Source organism: Shouchella xiaoxiensis (genome assembly GCF_016907895.1).
Taxonomy (GTDB): Bacteria; Bacillota; Bacilli; order Bacillales; family Bacillaceae_D; genus Shouchella; species Shouchella xiaoxiensis.
In genome coordinates this window covers 15,136-35,251 of record NZ_JAFBCV010000011.1, presented here as the reverse complement: position 1 = coordinate 35,251, position 20,116 = coordinate 15,136, and the positions used below count along the sequence as shown (strand labels likewise).

The window sequence follows — 20,116 nt, the reverse complement described above, 5'->3', positions numbered from 1 at the left end:
TGGTTCAGCTTATGGCTTTTATGCGGTGTTTACAGTTTTTCCTGAGAGCGCTTCTGCTCTTTTAATAATTTCTTTGCTGTAAGAGGAGCTAGCCACAGTGTTGGTAACATAACAAGTGACACTGGTACAGCGGTGATGACAATAAATGATTGCAATGAATCAATACTACCTTCACCAATGTAAAGAAGAACGGCTGCTACTGCGCCAAATGCAAGTGCCCAAAAAATACGGATGCTTTTATGTGGCGTCTCCAAACCTGTAATAATCATTGAGATCGAATAGGAGATGGAATCGGCAGTTGTTGCTACAAATACACAAGTAACAAAAATAAATAAGAAGGCAAAGATAGCACCGAGAGGGAGCTGATTGACAATCGCAAAAATGGAAGCGGGTAATCCACCTTCATTGAGCATGTTACTAACTGATCCTGGGTCATTCATTTCAAAGAAGATCCCAGTTCCTCCAACAACAGTGAACCAGAAATTTGTTACGACTGGTGCTAGAAATGCAACGGTTAAAAACAATTCACGGATCGTTCTTCCGTCGGATATTCTAGAAATGAATATAGCCATGATTGGTCCATAGCCAATAAACCAACCCCAGAAGAAGATGGTCCAGCCAGATAGCCATCCTTCATCACCCCGATACAAACTCATCGGAAGGAAGTTTTGTAAGTAAGAACCATAACTACTGACGAATGAATCAATAATAAAGCGTGCAGGTCCAAGAATTAGGATCGAGGCTGCAAGTATAACTGTAACAATAACGTTAAAGCTACTTAACCACTGAATTCCTTTATTGATTCCTGTAGCTGCTGAGACAGCAGCAATTCCAACTAAAAAGAAAATCATCGCAAACTGAATGGCAAATGTATCTGGTAAACCAAACAGCATATTTAACCCGTAGCCTGCTTGTAACCCTAAAAACCCAATTGGTCCAATTGTGCCAGCGCAAGCAGCAAGGATTGAAAAAACATCAATGGACGTACCAAGCACGCTCTTTTTCATGATTTTTTCACCAAATATTGGGTAGAGAAGAGTTCGTGGTTTAAGGGGCTGCCCTTTTTTTCGTGCATACATGAGGACGACAACGCCAAGAGTTCCTAAAATACTCCACGCGAGAAAGCCCCAATGCAAGAACCCTGCTGATAGACCCGCCTGTACATCTGTCGCTTCAGCACCCATCTCAGTAAACATCGGAGGAGTATCTAAATAATGGTACATGGGTTCAGCAGCAGCCCAAAATACGCCACCACCTGCGAGTAGGGTAATCATAATCATAGAAAACCACTTAAAGTATGAGAATTTAGGTTTAAGTGAATCGCCTAATCGAACCGTCCCAAGTTCTGTGAGGCTCATAAAGACCGCAATGATAAAGGTTACGATCATCAGAACTTGCCAGAAAGCTCCAAAATTAAGTGATGACCAGGCAAAACCCGTGTTAACAAGGTTGCCGACAAAACCTGCATTTACAATAGAAGCAATAATAAATAAGAGCAAAAAACCACCAGATAGTGCAAGTACTGGCCAGTCAAGTTTTAAGTTTTTCAAGTGTTCCTCCTGAGTTTCAGTCATAAGTTTCGAATCATACCATACAAATTTCGTCATGACAAGCTGACGTTTAATCTTTATTATGTTGTGTAAAATGGAAGTATTTATCCGATCATGAAAGAGGGCGCTTACATATAAGCGAAAAGGATAAATGGCAAAAAATCGATTGTTAACATCTAGAATGGATAAAAATACGCTAGGAATTTAAGCATAAAGATCAATAAAAACTGTGAAGGAAAGTAATTTACACAAAATTCTTGACGGTCCTGTATACATGGCTTAAACTTAAAAAACTATTAAACATATCATATAACTAGGTTTTGTAGGTTTAAGGGGGGGAATAAACGTGCAGGTTCAATTAAAACATGTTGAAAAATCATTTCAGAAAAATAAAAAAGAATCACTTCATGTATTGAGTGATATTAATTTAACGATTAATCAAGGTGATTTTCTATCATTGCTCGGACCATCGGGCTGTGGAAAATCAACAATATTAAATTTAATTGCGGGGCTTGAAAAACCGACTAGTGGAGAAGTAATAGCAAACGAACAAGTCGTAAAAAAGCCCGGGAATGATCGAGTTGTTGTTTTTCAAGAAGCAGGATTATTCCCGTGGATGACCGTGTTTGAAAACGTGACATACGGTTTGAAATTAAAAGGTTTATCCACAAGTGAAATAAACAAAAAAGCCGAGGAAGGACTCCGAATGGTTCACCTTGGACAGTTTACAAAAGCTTATCCTCATGAGCTTTCTGGGGGAATGAAGCAACGGGTGGCGATTGCTCGTGCGCTTGTGATGGACCCAGATATTCTTTTAATGGATGAGCCTTTTGCGGCACTAGATGAACAGACAAGAATGGTTCTCCATAAAGAATTGTTAGAGATATGGGCGCAGACAGGGAAAACCATCTTATTTATTACCCACAATATTCGAGAAGCTGTTATGCTCTCTAATCGAATTGTATTAATGGGTACAAGGCCAGGAAACATTAAGCGAGAATTCTCGGTTCAGGCAGCGTTGCCACGAGACCCTTCAGATAGCAACGTTGTTGATTTAGAACGGCGTATCCTCGGAGAACTGGAAGAGGAAATGGAAAAAGTGTTAAAGGAGGAGTTTGGAGATGGTTACAGCTATAAGACGAATCGTGTTCATCGCGATGATCGTGGCCATATGGGAGATCATATCTAAATCAGGTGTATTTCCGACCATATCGTTTCCCCCTCTTCTAATACCAAATGATCCAGGTGGAGTAACGGTCATGGGAACCTTAATTAATGGGATTCTTAGTGGTCAAATTTTAGAGGCAACGGGGCTTACGCTTGGGCGTTTGCTTATTGGTTTTTTAATTGCCATTAGTCTTGGTTTATTCCTAGGTTACTTAATTGCTCGCTACAAACTTGTTGATGACACATTAGGTTTTTTGGTAACTGCACTTCAATCAATTCCCAGTATTGTCTGGTTTCCTCTGGCAATTATTTGGTTTGGTATGGGCAATGCATCGATTTTATTCATTGTGACAATTGGCGCTACATGGACAATGACCGTAAGTGCAAGTACGGGTTTTAAGAACGTACCGAATTTATATATGAATGTAGCAAAAACATTAGGATCAAGTGGAAGTCACTTAGCAAGAACGGTTATCTTACCTGCGTCGGTTCCGCATTTAATCTCAGGATTAAGAATGGCATGGGCGTTTGCATGGCGCGCCATTATGGCTGGTGAAATGCTTGGTGGTGCTGGTGGTTTAGGTTATTTACTCAATTTAGGACGATCCTTGCAAAATATGGATCTCGTTTTATCTATTATGATTATCATTGGGATTGTAGGAACTCTTGTAGACAATCTGGTCTTTTTAAGGATGGAACGGTCTGTCCAGAAAAAATGGGGTCTCAAGCCCAGTTTAAATTAAAGCTGAAGATAAGGAGATAATAAGATGAAAACATGGATAAAAAGCTCTATTGGTGCTGTAGGTACGGCGGCTATTCTTGGTGCATGCGGTAGCGGGGCAACAGAAGGAGAAGTGAGGATAGCGTACTTTCCAAACTTAACGCATATTGCAACAATCGTTGCGTTAGAAAACGATTATTTTGCGGAGGAGCTTGGAGACGATGTGTCAATAACAACACGTACAGTCCCTGACGGTGGCGCCTTTATGGAAGCGATGACGGCAAACGAGGTAGATATCGGTACAGTGGGTCCAGGGCCCGCGATGAATACGTATACGCGTAATCCAGCCCACTCAATTGTGGCAGGTGCAGTAAATGGTGGAGCTGTATTAATGGCACGGGAAGGTGCTGGGATTGAATCAGTTGCTGATTTGGTAGGTGAAAGTGTAGCAATCCCAACATACGGCTCTACTCAGGACTTGATGTTGCGAAAAGCGTTAGCGGACGCGGGAATTGATGCAGATGATGTAAATCTTGTCCCTCAAGCCCCTGCAGATACATCTACTTTGTTTAGCCAAGAAGATGTAGCAGCAGCGGCAACTCAAGAGCCTTGGGGCAGCTATTTAGCGGATAACCTAAATGCGAGCTTCTTGCTTGATGCGGATGAGTTCGCATGGGGTGAGGAATCGACGAATACAGTAGTTGTAGCAACTCATGATTTCATGGAAGTAAATGACGAACTAACAAGGTCATATTTGCGCGCCCATCAACGAGCGGTTGATTTTGTAAGTGAGAATCCTGATGAAGCAGCTGAATTATTTGTGCAGCATATTGAAGCAGAAACGAGCAGTACGCTTGATATTGATGAAATTAAGCAGTCCATGCAACGATTGTTCCCAACCACAGATGTGAATGAACAAGTGTTACAAGAAATGGCAGAGATTAGTCATGAAGCGGATCAAATGACATCAACGGATATTGAAGGACTCGTGGATTTAAGTTATTTAGAATAAAACCGTAGCGAGTGGGCTTAATCCCACTCGCTACGGTTTTATTGATTGACAGCTTCCATAGCATCAAATTGATGTGCTATTGTATGGAGAGATAGAGCCAAGTGTGGATAAGTCTTTTAAAACATAAAAAAGCAAGCGCTTCCGTAAAAGTCCATTACTGAATTTCATTATCAGTCTTTAAACAACGTTATATAAGAGAGTGGATGATTAATGAAAATAGATAAACAAAAACCTCGAGCATTTTTTTTAGTCGGTGCATTATTTTTAATTTTTTTACTACTAACGATTTCTTTTGGCTACGAGACATTTCGTTCAACAGAGCCTCTTTCTTTGGAAAATCAATATACGAAGCATGTTGCATTTGTTTCAACTGATAGAGGAAGCCATTACTGGCAATTAATTGAGCGGAGTGTAAGGTCGGAAGCTGTGATGAACGGCATTTATTTAGAAAGTGTTGGATCAATGAATGTGGACATTGATGAAGCACTATTAGCTTTAGATCGTATGATTGCCACAGATGTGGACGGCATCATTATGCAAGGTATAGCTGGTGAGGAAGCGAATCAACTTGTTTTTAAAGCAAAAGAAATGGGCATTCCGGTTGTAACTGTGCATAGTGATATGCCTCTTAGTCAGCGACATGCATTCATAGGTGCAAATCATTTTACAGAAGGTGAAGAGCTTGGCTATAAAATAGAAGAGCAATCACAAGGAGAAGCGTTTATTGGTATTATAACTGGATCAATGGAACTTGTAGATCAACAGGAAAGATTGGCTGGTTTACAACAGGTTTTTGCTGACAATGAGCGGATGCATGTTGTTGACATAATTGAGGCAACCCACACAGAGTTTGCAGCTACACAAGCTACTTATTCTTTAATGCGCGATAACCCCCAGCTAACAACCTTAATAAGTTTAAGTGAATTAAATGGAAACGGAATGATTCAAGGAGTTCAAGAGAGTATGAATGCAAGTCAACCAGCAATGTATGTATTTGATTATCTAGAGCGAGAAGAATTCACAATCAAGGGTGAGGTACCTGAACAGTTAGGAAAAGCAGCGATGGAAGAGCTGTTACTTATATTAGAAGGAGAAAAGGGAGTTGGACTGAAATGAACCGACTTTCCTCCATTCGTACGAAGTTGCTATTAAGTTTTTTCATTTTTATTCTCTTATTTAATGGCATTGTTATTGTTGTGTATGCAAGTTCTAATAAATTATCGACGGAATACCACGAGTCGTTTGAGCGCTTCTTACTGTATAATCAACTATCACAAAGTGCCAGCGATTTATATGAACATACAAGAGCGTATCTAAACGAACGTAGTGACGAACAGCTGCAAGCTTATTTTAATAATCGTATGGATATGATAACCATGCTAAATCAATTAAAGGCAGAACAAGGTGGAGAAGCATTTCAGCTCGATTCGTATATACAGCTTATTAATACCCATATTCAGAACAGTGAAATTGCAGTGGGATTTGTCCTGCGAGATAACGTAGAAGGTTATACTTCGTTTCTTCAAAACCTTCAAAATACAGCAAACTTTATTCAAGCGGATACATTAAATCTAATAGATATCAGATTAACGGATTATCAAACGCTGTACCAAGAGATGGAAGATCGGAATAAAACCTATGTCAATTTTACTGTCTCACTCATTGCAACAACTGTTTCTTTAGGAGCTTTAATTGCCTTATGGGTTGCTGAAGGAATTAATAAACCCTTAAAACGGCTTTCTATAGTTGCAAAAGAGGTTTCTAAGGGGAATTTTTCTGGTCCACCAGTTGATATAAAAACCAATGATGAACTTAAATTACTGGGAGATTCATTCAATTTAATGAGAAACGACCTGACTATTTACATTGAAGAACTAAAAGAGAAAGCGGAAATGGAAAGATTGCTATCTGAATTGGAATTTCGCCATTTACAAAATCAGATGAATCCTCATTTTTTGTTTAACACACTTAATACGGTTTCAAAGATGGCATATCTTGAAAATGCAGACACAACTTCAGGATTAATTGATTCTGTTTCAGCTCTACTTCGATATAATTTAAGCCATTCTAAAACAGATCGGGCCGTGGCCTTAAGTGAGGAAGTTGCAGTTGTTGAAAGTTATTTTCATATTCAGCAGACGCGTTTTCAAGATCGAATTTCTTTTCGCCTTGTACAGGATGAACAGCAGCTGGATGTGTTAGTTCCCCGGTTGATTTTGCAGCCATTAGTTGAGAATGCCTGTATTCACGGCGTTGAGTTTCTTGAAGAGGGAGGGGAGATTGAATTACGCATTTACCGTGAACAGGATCAGATCATCTGTGATGTTCTAGATAACGGAGTTGGAATGACAAAAGAGAAAATTAGACAAGTTATGGATCAACTTGTAACGGATAAGGTAGCAGATGGTCATTCAACTCAGATCGGTATCGCTAATGTCCGCAAAAGGTTGAGCTTGTTTTTCCAAGAAGATCATTTACTATCAATTCATTCAGATGAGGGGGAGGGAACATTGGTCCGTGTGAGATTGCCTCTGACCAATAAGAGGTAGGAAAGGGTGAATACTATGAATGTTCTTATTGCAGAGGATGAACTTTTGGAACGTAAGGCGATGATTAAGTTTTTACAAATTCAATTTCCAGATTTAAAGATTGTAGCGGAAGCAGAGAATGGCCGTAAAGCAATTGAACTTGCAAAAATAACGAAACCAGATTTGCTTTTAATGGATATTAATATGCCAGGAATTAATGGTCTTGAAGCGATTGAAGAAATAAAAGCCTATTTACCGGACGCTCAGTTTATTATGATAACTGCTCATGATTCGTTCGCTTATGCAAAACAAGCTCTTTCTGCTGGGGTCCGAGATTACATCTTGAAACCAAGTAGAAAAGAAGAGACGATCAAAGCCATAAAATCTGCCCAGGAAGCCGTTTGGCAGAAAATGCGATTGAAGCAGCAAGAAAAAACGCAACGGGAAGAGTTATTAATGATTAACTTATTGTACAAACAAGGTGCTGTTTTAAATCTCCATAAACATATGCAAGTAGATGCTTCTTCAGGAATTATAATGATAATCAAGCCAGCTGAAGGCTATGTAATGGAAAAGGTCACGGAGAATTTAAAGAGTTGGTCAAATGGGTATCTGATTGTATACAAACAGGAATATGATTGCAGGTGGATTGTGCTTGCGTTGAGCAAAAATAACCAATTACATTTAGATATGGATGTATTGAGAAAAAGAATTTTGCATGAATATGGAAAACAAGTTGAGATTGGTATTGGTAAGCCAAAGCAAGTCGATGAAAACCTGCAAGAGAGTTATTTTGAAGCAATGGCTATGCTGCAAAAAAGCAGTGACCAAGAGGGGAGAGCCAATCGCCTTAACAACTTTTTAACGATGATTGTAACTGGTGATAAAACAAAGACATTAGAAGAATTCATGGTTTTAATACGGAATGACACCTTTAAAAAAGAACAGCTTTATTATCAGGTTGAGCACTTGTTAACAATACGAAACATAAATGGCCAAGGGCGTACACTACATCAGCTTCAAACAGAAAGAGATTGGTATCACTACATTGAGGATTGCTGTGATCAATTCAAAGTATATAATCATTCTATGAACCAGATCGAGCGAGCTAAGCAATGGCTTAAAGATCATTATGATGAGCAATTTACCTTACAAGAAGTAGCAGAACACGTTCATCTCAGTCCTGCTTACTTCTCCAATCTTTTCAAAATAACAACTGGATTTAGTTTCGTTGACTATGTAACAAGACTACGTATGGAGAAAGCGATGAGTCTCCTTATCCAAAAGCGCTATAGTTTAAAAGAAATCAGTTATATGGTTGGATACAATGACCCGAACTATTTTAGCAGGGTGTTTAAAAAACACTATCAAGTCGCTCCAAGTCAATTTCAATTCTAAAAAAAATACTTCATTTCTAAAGAAAGTGCGGATGCAGGCTGTTTATCCTGAAAGAAAGGAAACGTATACTTGAGTTATGAAAGCGTTATCATAACAGTGGAGGTGTACACATGCAGAGAAAGGGCTGGTTTTTCATTTCAGCTTTATCAGTAGCTGTTTTTTTAAGTGGTTGTAATAGTGATGAAGGAGTAGGTGGAGAGGGTAGCGGTAGTGGCGATGAGCAAGGAGAAATTGAAATTTTTAGCTGGTGGACAGGTGCAGGTGAAGAAGATGGGCTACTTGCGCTAATTGACTATTTTGAAGAGGAGTACCCTGAGTTAACCGTTAACAATGCTGCAGTTGCAGGTGGTGCTGGAACAAATGCTAAAGCGGTTCTCGCTACAAGAATGCAAGGTAATGATCCGCCATCAACTTTTCAAGTTCATGCTGGAGAGGAATTAATTCAGACATGGGTTGCAGCTGATATGATGGAACCATTAAATGACTTTTATGAAGAAAATGAGCTAATGGATAAATTCCCAGAAGAACTAATTGAAATGGTTAGTTCAGAAGGCACGATTTATTCAGTCCCAATGAACATTCACAGGAGTAATGTCGTTTTCTATAATCTCAGCGTGTTTGAAGAGAATGGCCTTGAACCGCCAACGTCTCTAGAGGAGCTGTTAGAAGTTGCAGAGGTGCTAGACGCTGCGGGAGTTACTCCTATCGCACTAGGCGATCAGGAGCCTTGGACAGCTACTCATTTATTTGAAAATATCCTGCTTGCTGAGCTCGGACCAGATGCTTACAACAGCCTGTGGCAAGGGGAGCTTTCGTTTGAAGATCCAAGTGTTGTTCATGCAGCAGAAGTATTTGGTGAGCTACTCGATTATGTAAATACAGATCATGCATCAAGAAACTGGCAGGATTCAGCTCAGCTCGTTGGCGAAGGTGAAGCTGCGATGATTAATATGGGTGACTGGGCTCATGGGTACTTTCTTAATGACCTTAACCTTGCAGTAAACGAAGACTATGGCTATTTCCCATTCCCGGGGACAGAAGGATCGTTTAATGTGGTAAGTGACACATTTGGTTTACCTAGTGGAGTGTCAAATCCAGATGAAGTAAAAGAGTTTTTAGGTGTGTTAGCTACACCAGAAGCACAGGATATATTCAATCCGCTTAAGGGCGGCATTCCTGCTAGAGTTGACGCAGATGAAAGCAACTACGATGTTTATGGTCAATCAGCTATTGAAGACTTCCGAAATGGCGCGCTTACGCCAAGCTTGGCTCATGGTTCGGCCATGTCAGAAGGATATCTAACTCAGGCGAATCAAGCAGTTAATATCTTTGTTACACAAAGAGACGTAGACCGATTCTTGAGCTCACTTGAAAATGCAAGAAGTGAATAAACAAGAGACGGTCTGGTGTAAGTGCCAGGCCGTTTTTTCTAAAGGAGGAGTCTCAAGTGAAAGCCAATGAATCGTCACTTGCAGAGCAAGAGGTTGTCTTTAAACCTAAAAAGAAAAAGCGACGATCAACAGATCAGTGGACAGCTATTGCTTTCCTGTTGCCATCGCTTATCTTAATTGGAATCTTTGTATATGGCTTCATTAGCTGGACCGGATACGTATCGCTTAGTAACTGGAACACATTAGCTCCGGATTTTTCGTTTGCCGGCTTATCAAACTATACGAGATTATTTGAAGATTTTCGGTTTCAATCTGGTTTACGCAACACGCTGTTTTTTACTCTATTCTTTATCGCAGGTGTTATTATTTTAGGCTTAGGAATTGCCATAATGCTCGATAAGAAGCTTTTGGGAGAAGGTTTCTTTAGGAACATCTTTCTTTTTCCGATGGCGCTTTCTTTTGTTGTAACAGGTGTTATTTGGCAGTGGTTGTTAAATCCTTCAACTGGATTCAATGATTTTTTGGCGTTTTTTAATATACAGCCACTATGGTACACCGATACAACCATTCTGGGAGGTTTTCAGTGGGGAGAAATAGAATTTGGTGTTCCTGTTGCTATTTTAGCTGTGGTGCTTGCAGCGATCTGGCAGATGACCGGGTTTTCACTTGCGATGTACTTGGCTGGATTAAGGGGTATTCCCGATGAACTAAGGGAAGCGGCTAGAGTAGACGGAGCAACGGAAAGTCAAATTTACAGAAAGATCGTCATTCCAATGCTTCGGCCGATAACATTAAGCGTCATCATTATTATGGCTCATATTTCGCTGAAAATATTTGACCTCGTTTATGCAATGACCGGACCAGGAGCAAATTTTGTTACAGATGTTCCAGGGTTGTATATGTTCGAGACAACGTTTAGAGGAAATTATTATGGTCAAGGTGCGGCAATTGCTATGATTATGCTCGTATTTGTCGCTTTATTTATCGTCCCTTACTTATGGAATAATAAAAGGAGGGAAGGATAATGCGTCAGTTAAGCCAAGTATCAAAATATATCGTTTTATTTGCACTAGCGATCTTCTTTCTCTCGCCGGTTTACGTTATTTTAATAACGAGTGTTAAGCCACTGGATGAAGTATCGTTAAGCGCAATGTGGACGCTGCCATCAGCGCTTGATTTTTCAAGTTATGTGCAGGCATTTAATGCGCTAGCTCCTAATTTTGTGAACACGCTGTACCTCGTTATTCCAGCCACCATTCTGTCCGCACTTCTCGGTGCGATGAATGGATATGTGTTATCAAAATGGCGATTTAAAGGGTCGGAAATTATTTTTACCTGTATGCTTTTTGGGATGTTTATCCCATACCAAAGCATTCTAATTCCGCTTATTCAATTTTTAAGAACGATCGATTTATACAATACGATTCCGGGCTTAATTCTTGCTCATGTTGTCTATGGGCTACCGATTACCACATTAATGTTTCGTAATTTTTATGCGAACATTCCAGATACAATGATTGAGGCAGCCAAGGTAGACGGAGCGAGTTTTTTAGGGATCTTTCGCAGAATTATTCTACCGCTCTCCATTACGGGCTTTGTGGTCGTTGCAATATGGCAGTTTACAAACATATGGAATGAATTTCTCTTTGCTGTAACGATCACGAATTCTGGAAATCAACCAATTATGGTGGCGTTACAGAACTTGTCTGGTAGTCAGATTGTTCAGTGGAATGTACAAATGGCAGGTGCGCTCCTTGCTGCTTTACCAACTTTACTTGTTTATATTTTTTTAGGAAAATATTTTGTTCGTGGTCTTCTCGCTGGTTCAGTAAAAGGGTGAAAAAATACCGTTCGCATGCGAACGGTATTTTCTTTTGCTTGATATAGTGAGAGATCTGCTAGAAGACATTAACGAAAGAATCTGCATAAAAGATGCAGGTTTTTTATTTTGGCGCATAGATTACATGTATATGTACTTTTCAATGGGAGGTGGTGTTTCACTTGAAGGGTATCATTCTTGCAGGAGGAAGTGGAACGAGGTTATATCCAATTACAAGAGCAATATCGAAGCAATTGCTCCCTATTTATGACAAACCAATGATTTATTATACGTTGTCTTTGCTGATGTTAACGGGAATCAAAGAATTTCTGATTATCTCGACTCCGGAGGATACAGAACGTTATGAGCAAGTGTTAGGAAATGGAAAAGAACTTGGCATTCAATTGGAGTATGCAGTCCAACCAGAACCTGGCGGACTTGCTCAAGCTTTTCTAATTGGGGAGAACTTTATTGGCACATCAGACGTGGCATTAATTCTTGGCGATAATTTATTTTATGGTCACGGGCTTCCTGAACTATTAAAAGAGTCCATTCAATCGAACGATGGAGCAACCGTGTTTGGGTATTATGTGAAAGACCCGGAGCGCTTTGGTGTTGTTGATTTTAATGAACAGGGGAGAGTTAATTCTATTGAAGAAAAACCTGCGAAACCAAAATCAAATTATGCAGTAACGGGACTTTACTTCTATGACAATCAAGTGGTGGAAATTGCTAAAGGGCTAAAGCCTTCTCCTCGGGGCGAATTAGAGATAACGGACATTAACCGTGTTTACTTAGAACAAGGTAAACTTCATGTAAAGAAACTTGGAAGAGGAATTGCTTGGTTAGACACAGGAACGCATGAATCACTTCTTGAAGCATCGCAGTTCATCCAGACGGTTGAAAAAAGACAAAGCTTAAAAATCGCCTGTATTGAAGAAATTGCTTATCGGATGGGATATATCTCTGCTGAGAAGCTCCAAGAACTTGCCCAACCACTGAAAAAGAATGAGTATGGTGCATATTTAATACGAATTGCCGAGCAAAGGAGTTAACGTCATTGGAGATCAAAAAAACGAAATTAGCAGGAGTTGTCATACTTCAACCAAGAATATACGGTGATGATCGTGGTTATTTTGTTGAAACGTTTAATCAAGAACAATTCGAGCGAGTTGGAGTTGATTCAAAATTTATTCAAGATAATCAATCGCTATCCAAGCAAGCTGGAACGATTCGAGGGCTTCATTACCAATTGGCTCCAGATGCGCAGACGAAAATCGTGCGCTGTGCTGCTGGGGCGATCTATGATGTAGCAGTGGATATCCGAAAAGATTCGCCGACGTACAAAGAGTGGGTAGGTGTTATTCTAAGTGCGGAAAACCAAACGCAACTCGTCGTTCCCAAAGGATTTGCCCACGGTTTCTGTACACTTGTTCCAGATACAATCGTAGCGTATAAAGTAGATAACGCTTACTCACCAAAAAATGATCGCGGTATTCGCTGGAACGACCCTGAGCTTGCGATAGACTGGCCCGCTTATGCGCCGACTTTATCGAAGAAGGACCGGGTACATCCTTTATTTCATCAAGCGGAAATGAATTTTTAATTGGAGGAAAGCAATGAAACTTTTAATAACAGGTGGAGCGGGTTTTATTGGAAGTGCTTTTGTGCGCTTTCTGGCAAAACGTCACTCTGAAGATGACCTTTATGTACTTGATAAATTAACATACGCAGGAAATTTAGAGAACTTAAATTCAGTTCCTGCGTATACGTTTATTCACGGCGATATTTGTGATGAATCTTTAGTCAAATCTACATTAGCGGACTATAAAATAGAAGCAATTATTCACTTCGCTGCTGAATCTCACGTTGATCGCAGCATTAATGGTGCTGATGTGTTTGTTAAAACAAATGTTGTTGGCACTCAAACCTTATTAAATGCAGCAAAGGAACACGGAATTCATAAATTTATTCAAGTATCAACCGACGAAGTTTATGGCTCCCTTGGTACAAGTGGGTACTTCACGGAACTCTCGCCACTCGCTCCGAATAGCCCTTATTCCGCCAGCAAAGCAGGGGCTGATTTACTTGCTCGTGCTTACCATGAAACATATGGACTTGATGTCAACATTACAAGATGTTCGAACAACTATGGACCGTATCACTTTCCAGAAAAACTAATACCACTCATGATTACGAATGCGCTGCAAAATAAGACGCTACCTGTTTATGGAGATGGTTTGCATGTTCGTGATTGGCTCCATGTGGATGATCATTGTAAAGCAATTAACCTAGTCTTGCGGAAAGGCAAGCCAGGAGAGGTTTATAATATAGGTGGTCAAAATGAGCGCACGAATATAGAAATTGTCGAACGAATTGTACAGACTCTTGGTGTGTCCAAATCTCTTATTCAATTTGTAGGTGATCGATTAGGTCACGACCGGCGCTATGCAATTGACGCGAGCAAAATCGAATCAGAATTAGGCTGGAAAGCGGATTATGCTTTTGAAGAAGGGATTGTCGAAGTCATTGATTGGTACATTCAAGAAAAAGAATGGTGGCAGCGAGTTCTTTCTGGTGAGTACAGGCGGAGAGCGGAATGAGAATACTCGTAACTGGAGCTAAGGGACAGTTAGGGTCTGCTGTTGTAAGATGTGCTTCTAGCGCTGGGATGGAAGTCTTAGCTTACAGTAGAGACGAGCTCGATATAACGAATAGTGCTCTAGTAGAGTCTATGCTATTTCGAGAGCAACCTGATGTTGTCATTCACTGCGCTGCATACACGCACGTCGATCAAGCTGAAGTTGAAGTGGACACAACATACCAAGTAAATGCGGTAGGGACGCGTAATCTAGTTTTTGCTGCAGAAGCAATTCAGGCGAAATTCGTGTATATCAGTACAGACTATGTTTTTGATGGTCAGGCCAAAGCGCCGATAGATGAGTGGACGATGACAGCCCCTATTGGCGTCTACGGGCGATCAAAATTAGCTGGAGAAACGTATGTGAGAGACCTGCACTCCCGGTTTTTTATTGTTAGAACGTCTTGGGTGTTTGGTCATCAAGGAAAAAACTTTGTAAAAACAATGATGCGACTTGGAGACGAGAAGGAGCAATTGAAAGTTGTTGCTGATCAAATAGGCTCACCAACCTATGCAGAGGATTTAGCTGAAGCTATTCTTAGCTTAATAAAGTCAAACTGTTTTGGTGTGTATCATATTTCGAACAGTGGAGCTTGCAGCTGGCATGAATTTGCAGAAGCTATTTTTTCCTATACGAAACAGCCAATCTCTGTTATTCCGTGTACAACGGAAGAATTTCCTAGCTTAGCACCTCGTCCCGCCTATTCTGCTTTTGCTCATCAAAGTTTAAAACTAAATGGATTTAAAGAGATGCGTCATTGGCGTGATGCCCTTCTTACTTATTTAAAAGTAGAAAAAAGACAAAAGTAACCCCTTGCTCAAGAACAGTAAGGGGGCTTTTGTCTGTTAGACATACGCACTATTTCCACATTGTTTCAGTTATAATAGGCTGTAATTACGAAAGGTGTAGGTGGAGCCGTGACACGTACAATAAAAATAGGTCTATTGTTTAGCATACTTGTTTGTGTTGTTGGGTTTATTGCATTCTCAAGTTCAACGCCTTACGCAAACCAAGACATACGCAGTTATTTAAGTCATTTGCCATTATCGTGGTTGGAACAGACTCGTTTAGCAAACTACTCTTTTTTCTATGGAAATCAACAAATTGGACTAGCCTATATGAGTGTTGAATCCTTTCTTGAGTTTTTTTTAAGAAAAGCAGCTCATTTCTTTGCTTTCCTGCTAATTGGAGCGCTTGTTTGCCGCTTAATTGCTTACAAAATCAAGCTTAGGATGGCGATGATTGTCGCGGCAGGTTTCGTTTTCATCTACGCCGTAGTGGATGAATACCGCCAATCTTTGACTCCGGGACGAACACCATTAGTGGAAGATATCGTGTTAGATAGTCTAGGCGGGCTGACAGGAATCGTTCTTATAGCTTTCTGGATTTTACACAGAAGATTTATACAAGTGAAGCGAGTTGAAGCTCAAACCGCCGAGACCAGAATGCAAAGAAACCAAAAAAAGAAGCAGGCTTAAAGCGTCTGCTTCTCAAATCGTACAGCTTGTTCATAGGATTGATAAAGTCTCTTTTCACCGTGAAAGCGAAACAATGTATATTGATGAAGTAAAAAACTTTTCTCTGTTTCAAATAAGTTAATCGCTTCTTTTAGGGAATCTGCTCGTTGGTGTTTAAAGTAGGTCTCAAATTTTTCAATGGAATAAGGCTTTAAATAGTAGGCTGGAATATCCGTGAGCTCATGCAATTCTTGTTTTGTTGCTTTTCTATAAGAAGTTGCTTCAGCTAACGCCGAGCGAACATGCTGCAACTTACTCTGATGAGTGCTCGTCTTTTTAATAAGAGTATTAATCCCGTAGATGAGAAGGAAGTAAAGACTTAACGGAACAGCAAGAAATAAGCAAAACACTAAAAAGAACGTAAGTACAAATGAATCGAAAAAGAGTAAGGTATGATACGTTGAAACAAGCATGTCGCCGAAGATAAGATGAAAAACAAAAAAATAAACAACGATTACGAGTGCAAAGAGGCTATTTAAATAGTTGTAATGATACAGACTTCGTAAGCGTCCATGTTCTAGTCCTTTCATTTTATTCTCTAATTGATTACATTCAGTATCAGTCCGGTTTAACGTCGCGACGAGCGGTTTAACTGCCTGAATATGAGCAAGTAAATGATTCTCAGTCAAAATTTCCACCCTCCTTGTCCATTCATTTAATTGTATGTAGCGTATGTGATTGAAATGACTTTTTTAAAGAAGTTTCATGTCTTCTGATTTCCTGCATATATATGAAAGGCAAACAAAGGAGGGTTCAATATGGAAAAAATCATTCAGATTGGATTAACAGAGGGCTTGCACGCCAAAACAGCAGGTGCATTTGTTCATGAAGCAAGTCAGTTTAAATCGGATGTGCATTTAAAAAAAGGATTCTCAGTTATTAACGCTAAGAGTATTTTAGGGTTAATGAGCATTGTACTCCATGCTGGTGATGAAGTCACCTTAACAGCTACAGGTGATGATGAAGAAGAAGCATTAAAACAGTTAAGTGCTCTTTTGGAAGGAGACCGCACATCGTAAGGGTCATTAGAAAAAATAAAAATCCGTCAGATGTTATTCTGACGGATTTTTGCCGGGTATCAACGCTCTTTTGTTCTTACCGCAGATGAAGCAAACGATCAATCTCCTGTTTATTGTTATAAATCCAGAAAAACATCGAACGGTTTTTCTCAACAAGGTCAAGGTCATGGCTAAAAAAGGCGATAAAGATGGCTTCAATTCCCAGCATCGTAAAACCAATGGATTTACGCTCAGCATGTGTGAGGGGATTTTTTCGATGGTACGAAAGAAACATTGTTTGTATGGCTGGTATCCAGTCGCTTCGTAAGTTCGGGTCGGCGTATATCTCGTTTAGAAAACTGGTCGCAAAGTAACAAGGGTCAAAGAGCCGAATATTCTCTTCCACATGTTCAAAATCAATCATTCCAGAAAACTGGTTATGATGAAAAAGAAAATGATTAAAATGGAGATCTCGATGGATAAGTTGGACAGGAAGAGAGGAGAACGTTTCTTTTATCTCCATTTCATGGTGTCTTAGAACAGAAACGACATCAAGTGCTATCTCATGAGCTTCCAAAAAAGGAATGACATTCGAGAACAATGATTGAATGAGATGTCGCTTTCGAAAAAGGTTCGCTTCTTTATCTAAGAAGTGATCGTGTAAAGTGGCTAACTCTGAGCCAACAATCGACATCAAATCTGGTTTTGAGAGTAAATCGGTCATTGGTAGGGGTGAACCTGGCAGGTAAGATTTAAGTGTATAGTAGCTATTTTCTTGCGTGAAAACGTAAGAACGATGCCTGGTTTCTAGTGGAAGTGGTACGGAAAGGCCTCTAGTGTGAAGGAAGTGTAACAGCTCGGCCTCTTGTTTTGCTTTTAATGAATTAGGATGTTTTTTTAATATGTATAGACCTTGACTACTTGTTAGTAGCTGGACGCGATCTGTTATCTGATCAGTGTAACGAATTGGAATACCATATAGATTATCGATGTATCTCATACTAATCTTCCTTTCTTTACAAGCGTTAAGGATCGTTCTTCTATATCTAAGCAGGAATAACAAGTACCTTGTTAGAATATCAAATACTCTCTAAAAATATAAGTCTACGTTTAATGGGATCTCTAACAAGGAATAGATAAGCAAATAAAGAAAAGAGGAACAAGCATGTGGATGATTTTCTTTTTTATGGGATTATATGTTTATTAGCATTTCTCATCAGCGTGTTAACGGATAAGCGTCGTTTGTGGAATGGGATTTTATTGACAGCGAGCGGATTGTTTGTATTGCTTGGTTTTACAGGAATAATTTTATCCGGTCCTCTTCATCAATTGGATCAATTAATTCTCTTTTCATTGTTAATTTTAGCAGCGGTAACGCCACTTGTATTAATTACGATAGCTGTCTATTTAATTAAGAATGCGAGAGATTTAGTAAGAAAAGAAGGAAAACGAATGTCTAATTTGCTGTCGCTATGTTTAAGTATAGCGGTTTTTCTTTTTTTAATCCTGGTTGCCTTGACGATCTATACAGTTGATCCTCTTTGGGTCAGCATGACGCTATATGCTGGTTTTTATGGTTTCTTATTTGTCAGTTACCTCGTATCTTCTTTCTTATATCGATTTAATCGCCCATCTCAAAACAAGTCGTACATTATTGTTCTGGGCGCCGGATTATTAAAGGGTAAAGAAATTTCGCCATTGCTTGCTAGTCGTTTAGATCGAGCTTGCCATTTCTATGAGATGCAGAAAAAAGTAGCTCCTCCCCCGAAGATAATAGTCACAGGGGGAAGAGGTGAAGATGAGCTCATCTCAGAGGCTGAAGCAATGAGGGGGTACTTGCTTGATCAACACATTCCAGCCCAGCAAATTATACTTGAAGATAAAGCGACTAATACAATGGAAAACTTTCAATACTCCAAGTCGTTGTTTCAGGATCCAGCTGCACCGTCTGTTTTTGTAACAAATCACTATCATCTTTTCCGAGCGAGCCTTTACGCAAGACAATCAGGTATAGAAGGAGATGGAATAGGATCTCCCACTACATGGTATTACTTGCCGAATGCCTATACGAGAGAATTTTTAGCTTTAATTGAAATGTACAAATGGGTGCATGTTGGTTTGTTGATTGTATTTGTAATTGTTTCAGCTCTTTTACTTTAATGGATAAAAGTCTTTAGCGTTCATGAAGAAGGATTTTTCATTCAAAACGTGTAATAAATAGAGATGGTTTAGAAAAAAGGAGGAGTGCTCGATGTTTGATACAATAAGTCATGTTTTACCGGAATTAAGTGGTGTTTCGCGGTCAAAATCTAAGACAATTGAACAGTTCAGAGTGTTACAGCAAAGTGGTATGGATTCAATCTGCTATATTCCTCCTTTTCAGATGGACAATAACAATACTTGGGGAGAAGCTGTACAAAAAACGGTTGAAAAATATAGTGAAGATGAATCTTTTCCTGCAGGCCTTAACTTGTCAGCAGGTCACACACTTACGCTCAGTCCTGAACTATTAAATGATTTAATGACAGGACGAGCATTGCCGCTGAACGAAACGGAATTTGTATTAATTGATTTGAGCAATACGTCTCTTCAAGTCGCGACAACTGACTTTTATAACCTAGCAGTTGCTGGTTATTATCCGATTATTCTTTACCCAGAAAAAGACGAGCGGTTTCAGGAGAATCCAGACCTCTTGTATAAACTTGTAAAAAGCGGAGCTTACACATTGATAGACGCAAGTAGTATGATTAAAAGCAGCAAGCAACAGAAGAAGTTTATTCGAGCCTTATTAAATAGCCAGCTCGTTCATATGGTCGGAAATTACACAAAGATCCTTTTAGAAGAGGAACATGATCGTGCAACAGTTAACGAATTTGTTCGTAAACACAGTCCTAAGTACGGAGATTATATTCTAACCAATTTAACTAACTTATTAGAAGGAAGAGCCATTCAAATAGAAGAACCACTTCGTGCCGAGAAAAAGTTCCTTTCCTCCTTTTTTGCAAAGTCCAAGTCGTGATAAACTTATGACGACTTAAAGGAGGGAAACAGGCGGTGGAGGATATGGCAGAACGTATTTTAGCAACGCTTCAAGAGAACGGTCATGACTGGTTTTCTAAATGGAATCTACAGGGGTATATCCCGATGGATAGTGGAGTTCTCTTATATGTAGCAGCAGGGAATGAGCAGCGAGTTGTTGTAAGTGTTCATCATTCGGAAAAAGATTTTTATGATTTAGAGTTACTTCGAAACAATGACAAGTTTGATCGAATTGTGCTTGGCGGAAAGTACAATGTTAGCAAAGAACAGCTCGCTCAATCGATTGATGAGCTACTAAACGTCTATCATTAATCCCTTTTAATGAAAATCAAGT

At 39.6% G+C, this 20,116-nt stretch carries 21 protein-coding genes; 18 read left to right on the top strand and 3 right to left on the bottom strand.

The features are described 5' to 3' along the window. Positions 1–29: 29 nt before the first annotated feature. Entirely contained in the window at positions 30–1,550 is a 1,521-nt protein-coding gene (locus JOC54_RS15845; RefSeq protein WP_239586771.1) for a BCCT family transporter, read from the bottom strand. A 346-nt stretch (positions 1,551–1,896) separates the two neighbouring features. On the opposite strand from JOC54_RS15845, the gene JOC54_RS15840 reads away from it, so the two are divergent. The 14 genes from JOC54_RS15840 to JOC54_RS15775 all read left to right on the top strand — a co-directional run bounded on the left by JOC54_RS15840 (position 1,897) and on the right by JOC54_RS15775 (position 15,706). Then, the gene (locus JOC54_RS15840; protein WP_204467390.1) at positions 1,897–2,739 is read left to right on the top strand and encodes an ABC transporter ATP-binding protein; all 843 of its coding nucleotides are present in this window, start codon (positions 1,897–1,899) and stop codon (positions 2,737–2,739) included. After that, positions 2,672–3,460 carry an ABC transporter permease gene (locus JOC54_RS15835; protein ID WP_204467388.1) on the top strand — a complete coding sequence of 263 codons (789 nt, stop codon included), beginning with the start codon at positions 2,672–2,674 and terminating at the stop codon, positions 3,458–3,460. Before JOC54_RS15840 ends, JOC54_RS15835 begins: the two co-directional genes overlap by 68 nt. Positions 3,461–3,484: 24 nt before the next feature. Next, entirely contained in the window at positions 3,485–4,450 is a 966-nt protein-coding gene (locus JOC54_RS15830) for an ABC transporter substrate-binding protein (protein WP_035418881.1), read from the top strand. Between the two features lie 210 nt (positions 4,451–4,660). After that, the gene (locus JOC54_RS15825; protein ID WP_204467385.1) at positions 4,661–5,566 is read left to right on the top strand and encodes a substrate-binding domain-containing protein; all 906 of its coding nucleotides are present in this window, start codon (positions 4,661–4,663) and stop codon (positions 5,564–5,566) included. Continuing rightward, positions 5,563–6,999: a sensor histidine kinase gene (locus JOC54_RS15820; RefSeq protein WP_204467383.1), complete on the top strand. Its 1,437-nt coding sequence runs from the start codon at positions 5,563–5,565 to the stop codon at positions 6,997–6,999. Before JOC54_RS15825 ends, JOC54_RS15820 begins: the two co-directional genes overlap by 4 nt. A gap of 15 nt (positions 7,000–7,014) precedes the next feature. Continuing rightward, positions 7,015–8,376 (top strand): response regulator, encoded by a 1,362-nt coding sequence (locus JOC54_RS15815; protein ID WP_239586778.1) that lies wholly within the window; start codon positions 7,015–7,017, stop codon positions 8,374–8,376. Positions 8,377–8,486: 110 nt separating this feature from the next. After that, positions 8,487–9,767 (top strand): ABC transporter substrate-binding protein, encoded by a 1,281-nt coding sequence (locus tag JOC54_RS15810; RefSeq protein ID WP_204467378.1) that lies wholly within the window; start codon positions 8,487–8,489, stop codon positions 9,765–9,767. Positions 9,768–9,913: 146 nt separating this feature from the next. Further along, positions 9,914–10,792 (top strand): carbohydrate ABC transporter permease, encoded by an 879-nt coding sequence (locus JOC54_RS15805; RefSeq protein WP_437183561.1) that lies wholly within the window; start codon positions 9,914–9,916, stop codon positions 10,790–10,792. Further along, positions 10,792–11,607: a carbohydrate ABC transporter permease gene (locus JOC54_RS15800; RefSeq protein ID WP_204467374.1), complete on the top strand. Its 816-nt coding sequence runs from the start codon at positions 10,792–10,794 to the stop codon at positions 11,605–11,607. Before JOC54_RS15805 ends, JOC54_RS15800 begins: the two co-directional genes overlap by 1 nt. 161 nt (positions 11,608–11,768) lie before the next feature. Next, positions 11,769–12,641, top strand: a complete 873-nt coding sequence (gene rfbA, locus JOC54_RS15795; protein WP_035418887.1) for a glucose-1-phosphate thymidylyltransferase RfbA — start codon at positions 11,769–11,771, stop codon at positions 12,639–12,641. 5 nt (positions 12,642–12,646) lie between these two features. Beyond that, positions 12,647–13,192 carry a dTDP-4-dehydrorhamnose 3,5-epimerase gene (rfbC, locus tag JOC54_RS15790; RefSeq protein WP_035418889.1) on the top strand — a complete coding sequence of 182 codons (546 nt, stop codon included), beginning with the start codon at positions 12,647–12,649 and terminating at the stop codon, positions 13,190–13,192. A gap of 13 nt (positions 13,193–13,205) precedes the next feature. Next, the gene (gene rfbB, locus JOC54_RS15785; protein ID WP_204467372.1) at positions 13,206–14,189 is read left to right on the top strand and encodes a dTDP-glucose 4,6-dehydratase; all 984 of its coding nucleotides are present in this window, start codon (positions 13,206–13,208) and stop codon (positions 14,187–14,189) included. Next, the gene (gene rfbD, locus JOC54_RS15780) at positions 14,186–15,037 is read left to right on the top strand and encodes a dTDP-4-dehydrorhamnose reductase (RefSeq protein ID WP_204467370.1); all 852 of its coding nucleotides are present in this window, start codon (positions 14,186–14,188) and stop codon (positions 15,035–15,037) included. Before rfbB ends, rfbD begins: the two co-directional genes overlap by 4 nt. A 108-nt stretch (positions 15,038–15,145) precedes the next feature. Further along, on the top strand, positions 15,146–15,706 hold the full coding sequence (locus tag JOC54_RS15775; RefSeq protein WP_051991298.1) for a VanZ family protein: 561 nt from the start codon (positions 15,146–15,148) through the stop codon (positions 15,704–15,706). On the opposite strand, the gene JOC54_RS15770 is transcribed toward JOC54_RS15775, so the two are convergent. Further along, complete coding sequence (locus JOC54_RS15770) at positions 15,703–16,374, bottom strand: hypothetical protein (RefSeq protein WP_054794606.1); 672 nt, start codon at positions 16,372–16,374, stop codon at positions 15,703–15,705. The two genes, JOC54_RS15775 and JOC54_RS15770, sit on opposite strands and share 4 nt — an antisense overlap. Positions 16,375–16,503: 129 nt before the next feature. Here JOC54_RS15770 and JOC54_RS15765 point away from each other — a divergent pair, with 129 nt between their 5' ends. Beyond that, positions 16,504–16,764: an HPr family phosphocarrier protein gene (locus JOC54_RS15765; protein ID WP_204467368.1), complete on the top strand. Its 261-nt coding sequence runs from the start codon at positions 16,504–16,506 to the stop codon at positions 16,762–16,764. Between the two features lie 76 nt (positions 16,765–16,840). Here JOC54_RS15765 and JOC54_RS15760 read toward each other — a convergent pair whose 3' ends face one another. Beyond that, positions 16,841–17,743: a phosphotransferase gene (locus JOC54_RS15760; RefSeq protein WP_204467366.1), complete on the bottom strand. Its 903-nt coding sequence runs from the start codon at positions 17,741–17,743 to the stop codon at positions 16,841–16,843. Positions 17,744–17,910: 167 nt separating this feature from the next. Here JOC54_RS15760 and JOC54_RS23455 point away from each other — a divergent pair, with 167 nt between their 5' ends. The 3 genes from JOC54_RS23455 (at position 17,911) to JOC54_RS15745 (ending at position 20,094) form a co-directional block, all read left to right on the top strand. Continuing rightward, positions 17,911–18,903: a YdcF family protein gene (locus tag JOC54_RS23455; RefSeq protein WP_204467364.1), complete on the top strand. Its 993-nt coding sequence runs from the start codon at positions 17,911–17,913 to the stop codon at positions 18,901–18,903. A 91-nt stretch (positions 18,904–18,994) separates the two neighbouring features. Next, a complete protein-coding gene (locus JOC54_RS15750; RefSeq protein ID WP_204467362.1) occupies positions 18,995–19,762 on the top strand; it encodes a CpsB/CapC family capsule biosynthesis tyrosine phosphatase in 768 nt (255 codons plus the stop codon). A 44-nt stretch (positions 19,763–19,806) separates the two neighbouring features. Further along, a complete protein-coding gene (locus tag JOC54_RS15745; RefSeq protein ID WP_204467360.1) occupies positions 19,807–20,094 on the top strand; it encodes a hypothetical protein in 288 nt (95 codons plus the stop codon). Positions 20,095–20,116 lie beyond the last annotated feature (22 nt).

Excerpts from the sequence above, each read along its gene's own strand:
- JOC54_RS15825 (WP_204467385.1), top strand. The coding sequence starts at position 4,661 with ATGAAAATAGATAAACAAAAACCTCGAGCATTTTTTTTAGTCGGTGCA.
- JOC54_RS15750 (WP_204467362.1), top strand. The coding sequence starts at position 18,995 with ATGTTTGATACAATAAGTCATGTTTTACCGGAATTAAGTGGTGTTTCG.
- JOC54_RS15835 (WP_204467388.1), top strand. The coding sequence starts at position 2,672 with ATGGTTACAGCTATAAGACGAATCGTGTTCATCGCGATGATCGTGGCC.
- JOC54_RS15820 (WP_204467383.1), top strand. The coding sequence starts at position 5,563 with ATGAACCGACTTTCCTCCATTCGTACGAAGTTGCTATTAAGTTTTTTC.
- rfbD (WP_204467370.1), top strand. The coding sequence starts at position 14,186 with ATGAGAATACTCGTAACTGGAGCTAAGGGACAGTTAGGGTCTGCTGTT.
- JOC54_RS15830 (WP_035418881.1), top strand. The coding sequence starts at position 3,485 with ATGAAAACATGGATAAAAAGCTCTATTGGTGCTGTAGGTACGGCGGCT.
- JOC54_RS15745 (WP_204467360.1), top strand. The coding sequence starts at position 19,807 with ATGGCAGAACGTATTTTAGCAACGCTTCAAGAGAACGGTCATGACTGG.
- rfbB (WP_204467372.1), top strand. The coding sequence starts at position 13,206 with ATGAAACTTTTAATAACAGGTGGAGCGGGTTTTATTGGAAGTGCTTTT.
- JOC54_RS15765 (WP_204467368.1), top strand. The coding sequence starts at position 16,504 with ATGGAAAAAATCATTCAGATTGGATTAACAGAGGGCTTGCACGCCAAA.
- JOC54_RS15760 (WP_204467366.1), bottom strand. The coding sequence starts at position 17,743 with ATGAGATACATCGATAATCTATATGGTATTCCAATTCGTTACACTGAT.
- JOC54_RS15815 (WP_239586778.1), top strand. The coding sequence starts at position 7,015 with ATGAATGTTCTTATTGCAGAGGATGAACTTTTGGAACGTAAGGCGATG.
- JOC54_RS15810 (WP_204467378.1), top strand. The coding sequence starts at position 8,487 with ATGCAGAGAAAGGGCTGGTTTTTCATTTCAGCTTTATCAGTAGCTGTT.
- JOC54_RS15800 (WP_204467374.1), top strand. The coding sequence starts at position 10,792 with ATGCGTCAGTTAAGCCAAGTATCAAAATATATCGTTTTATTTGCACTA.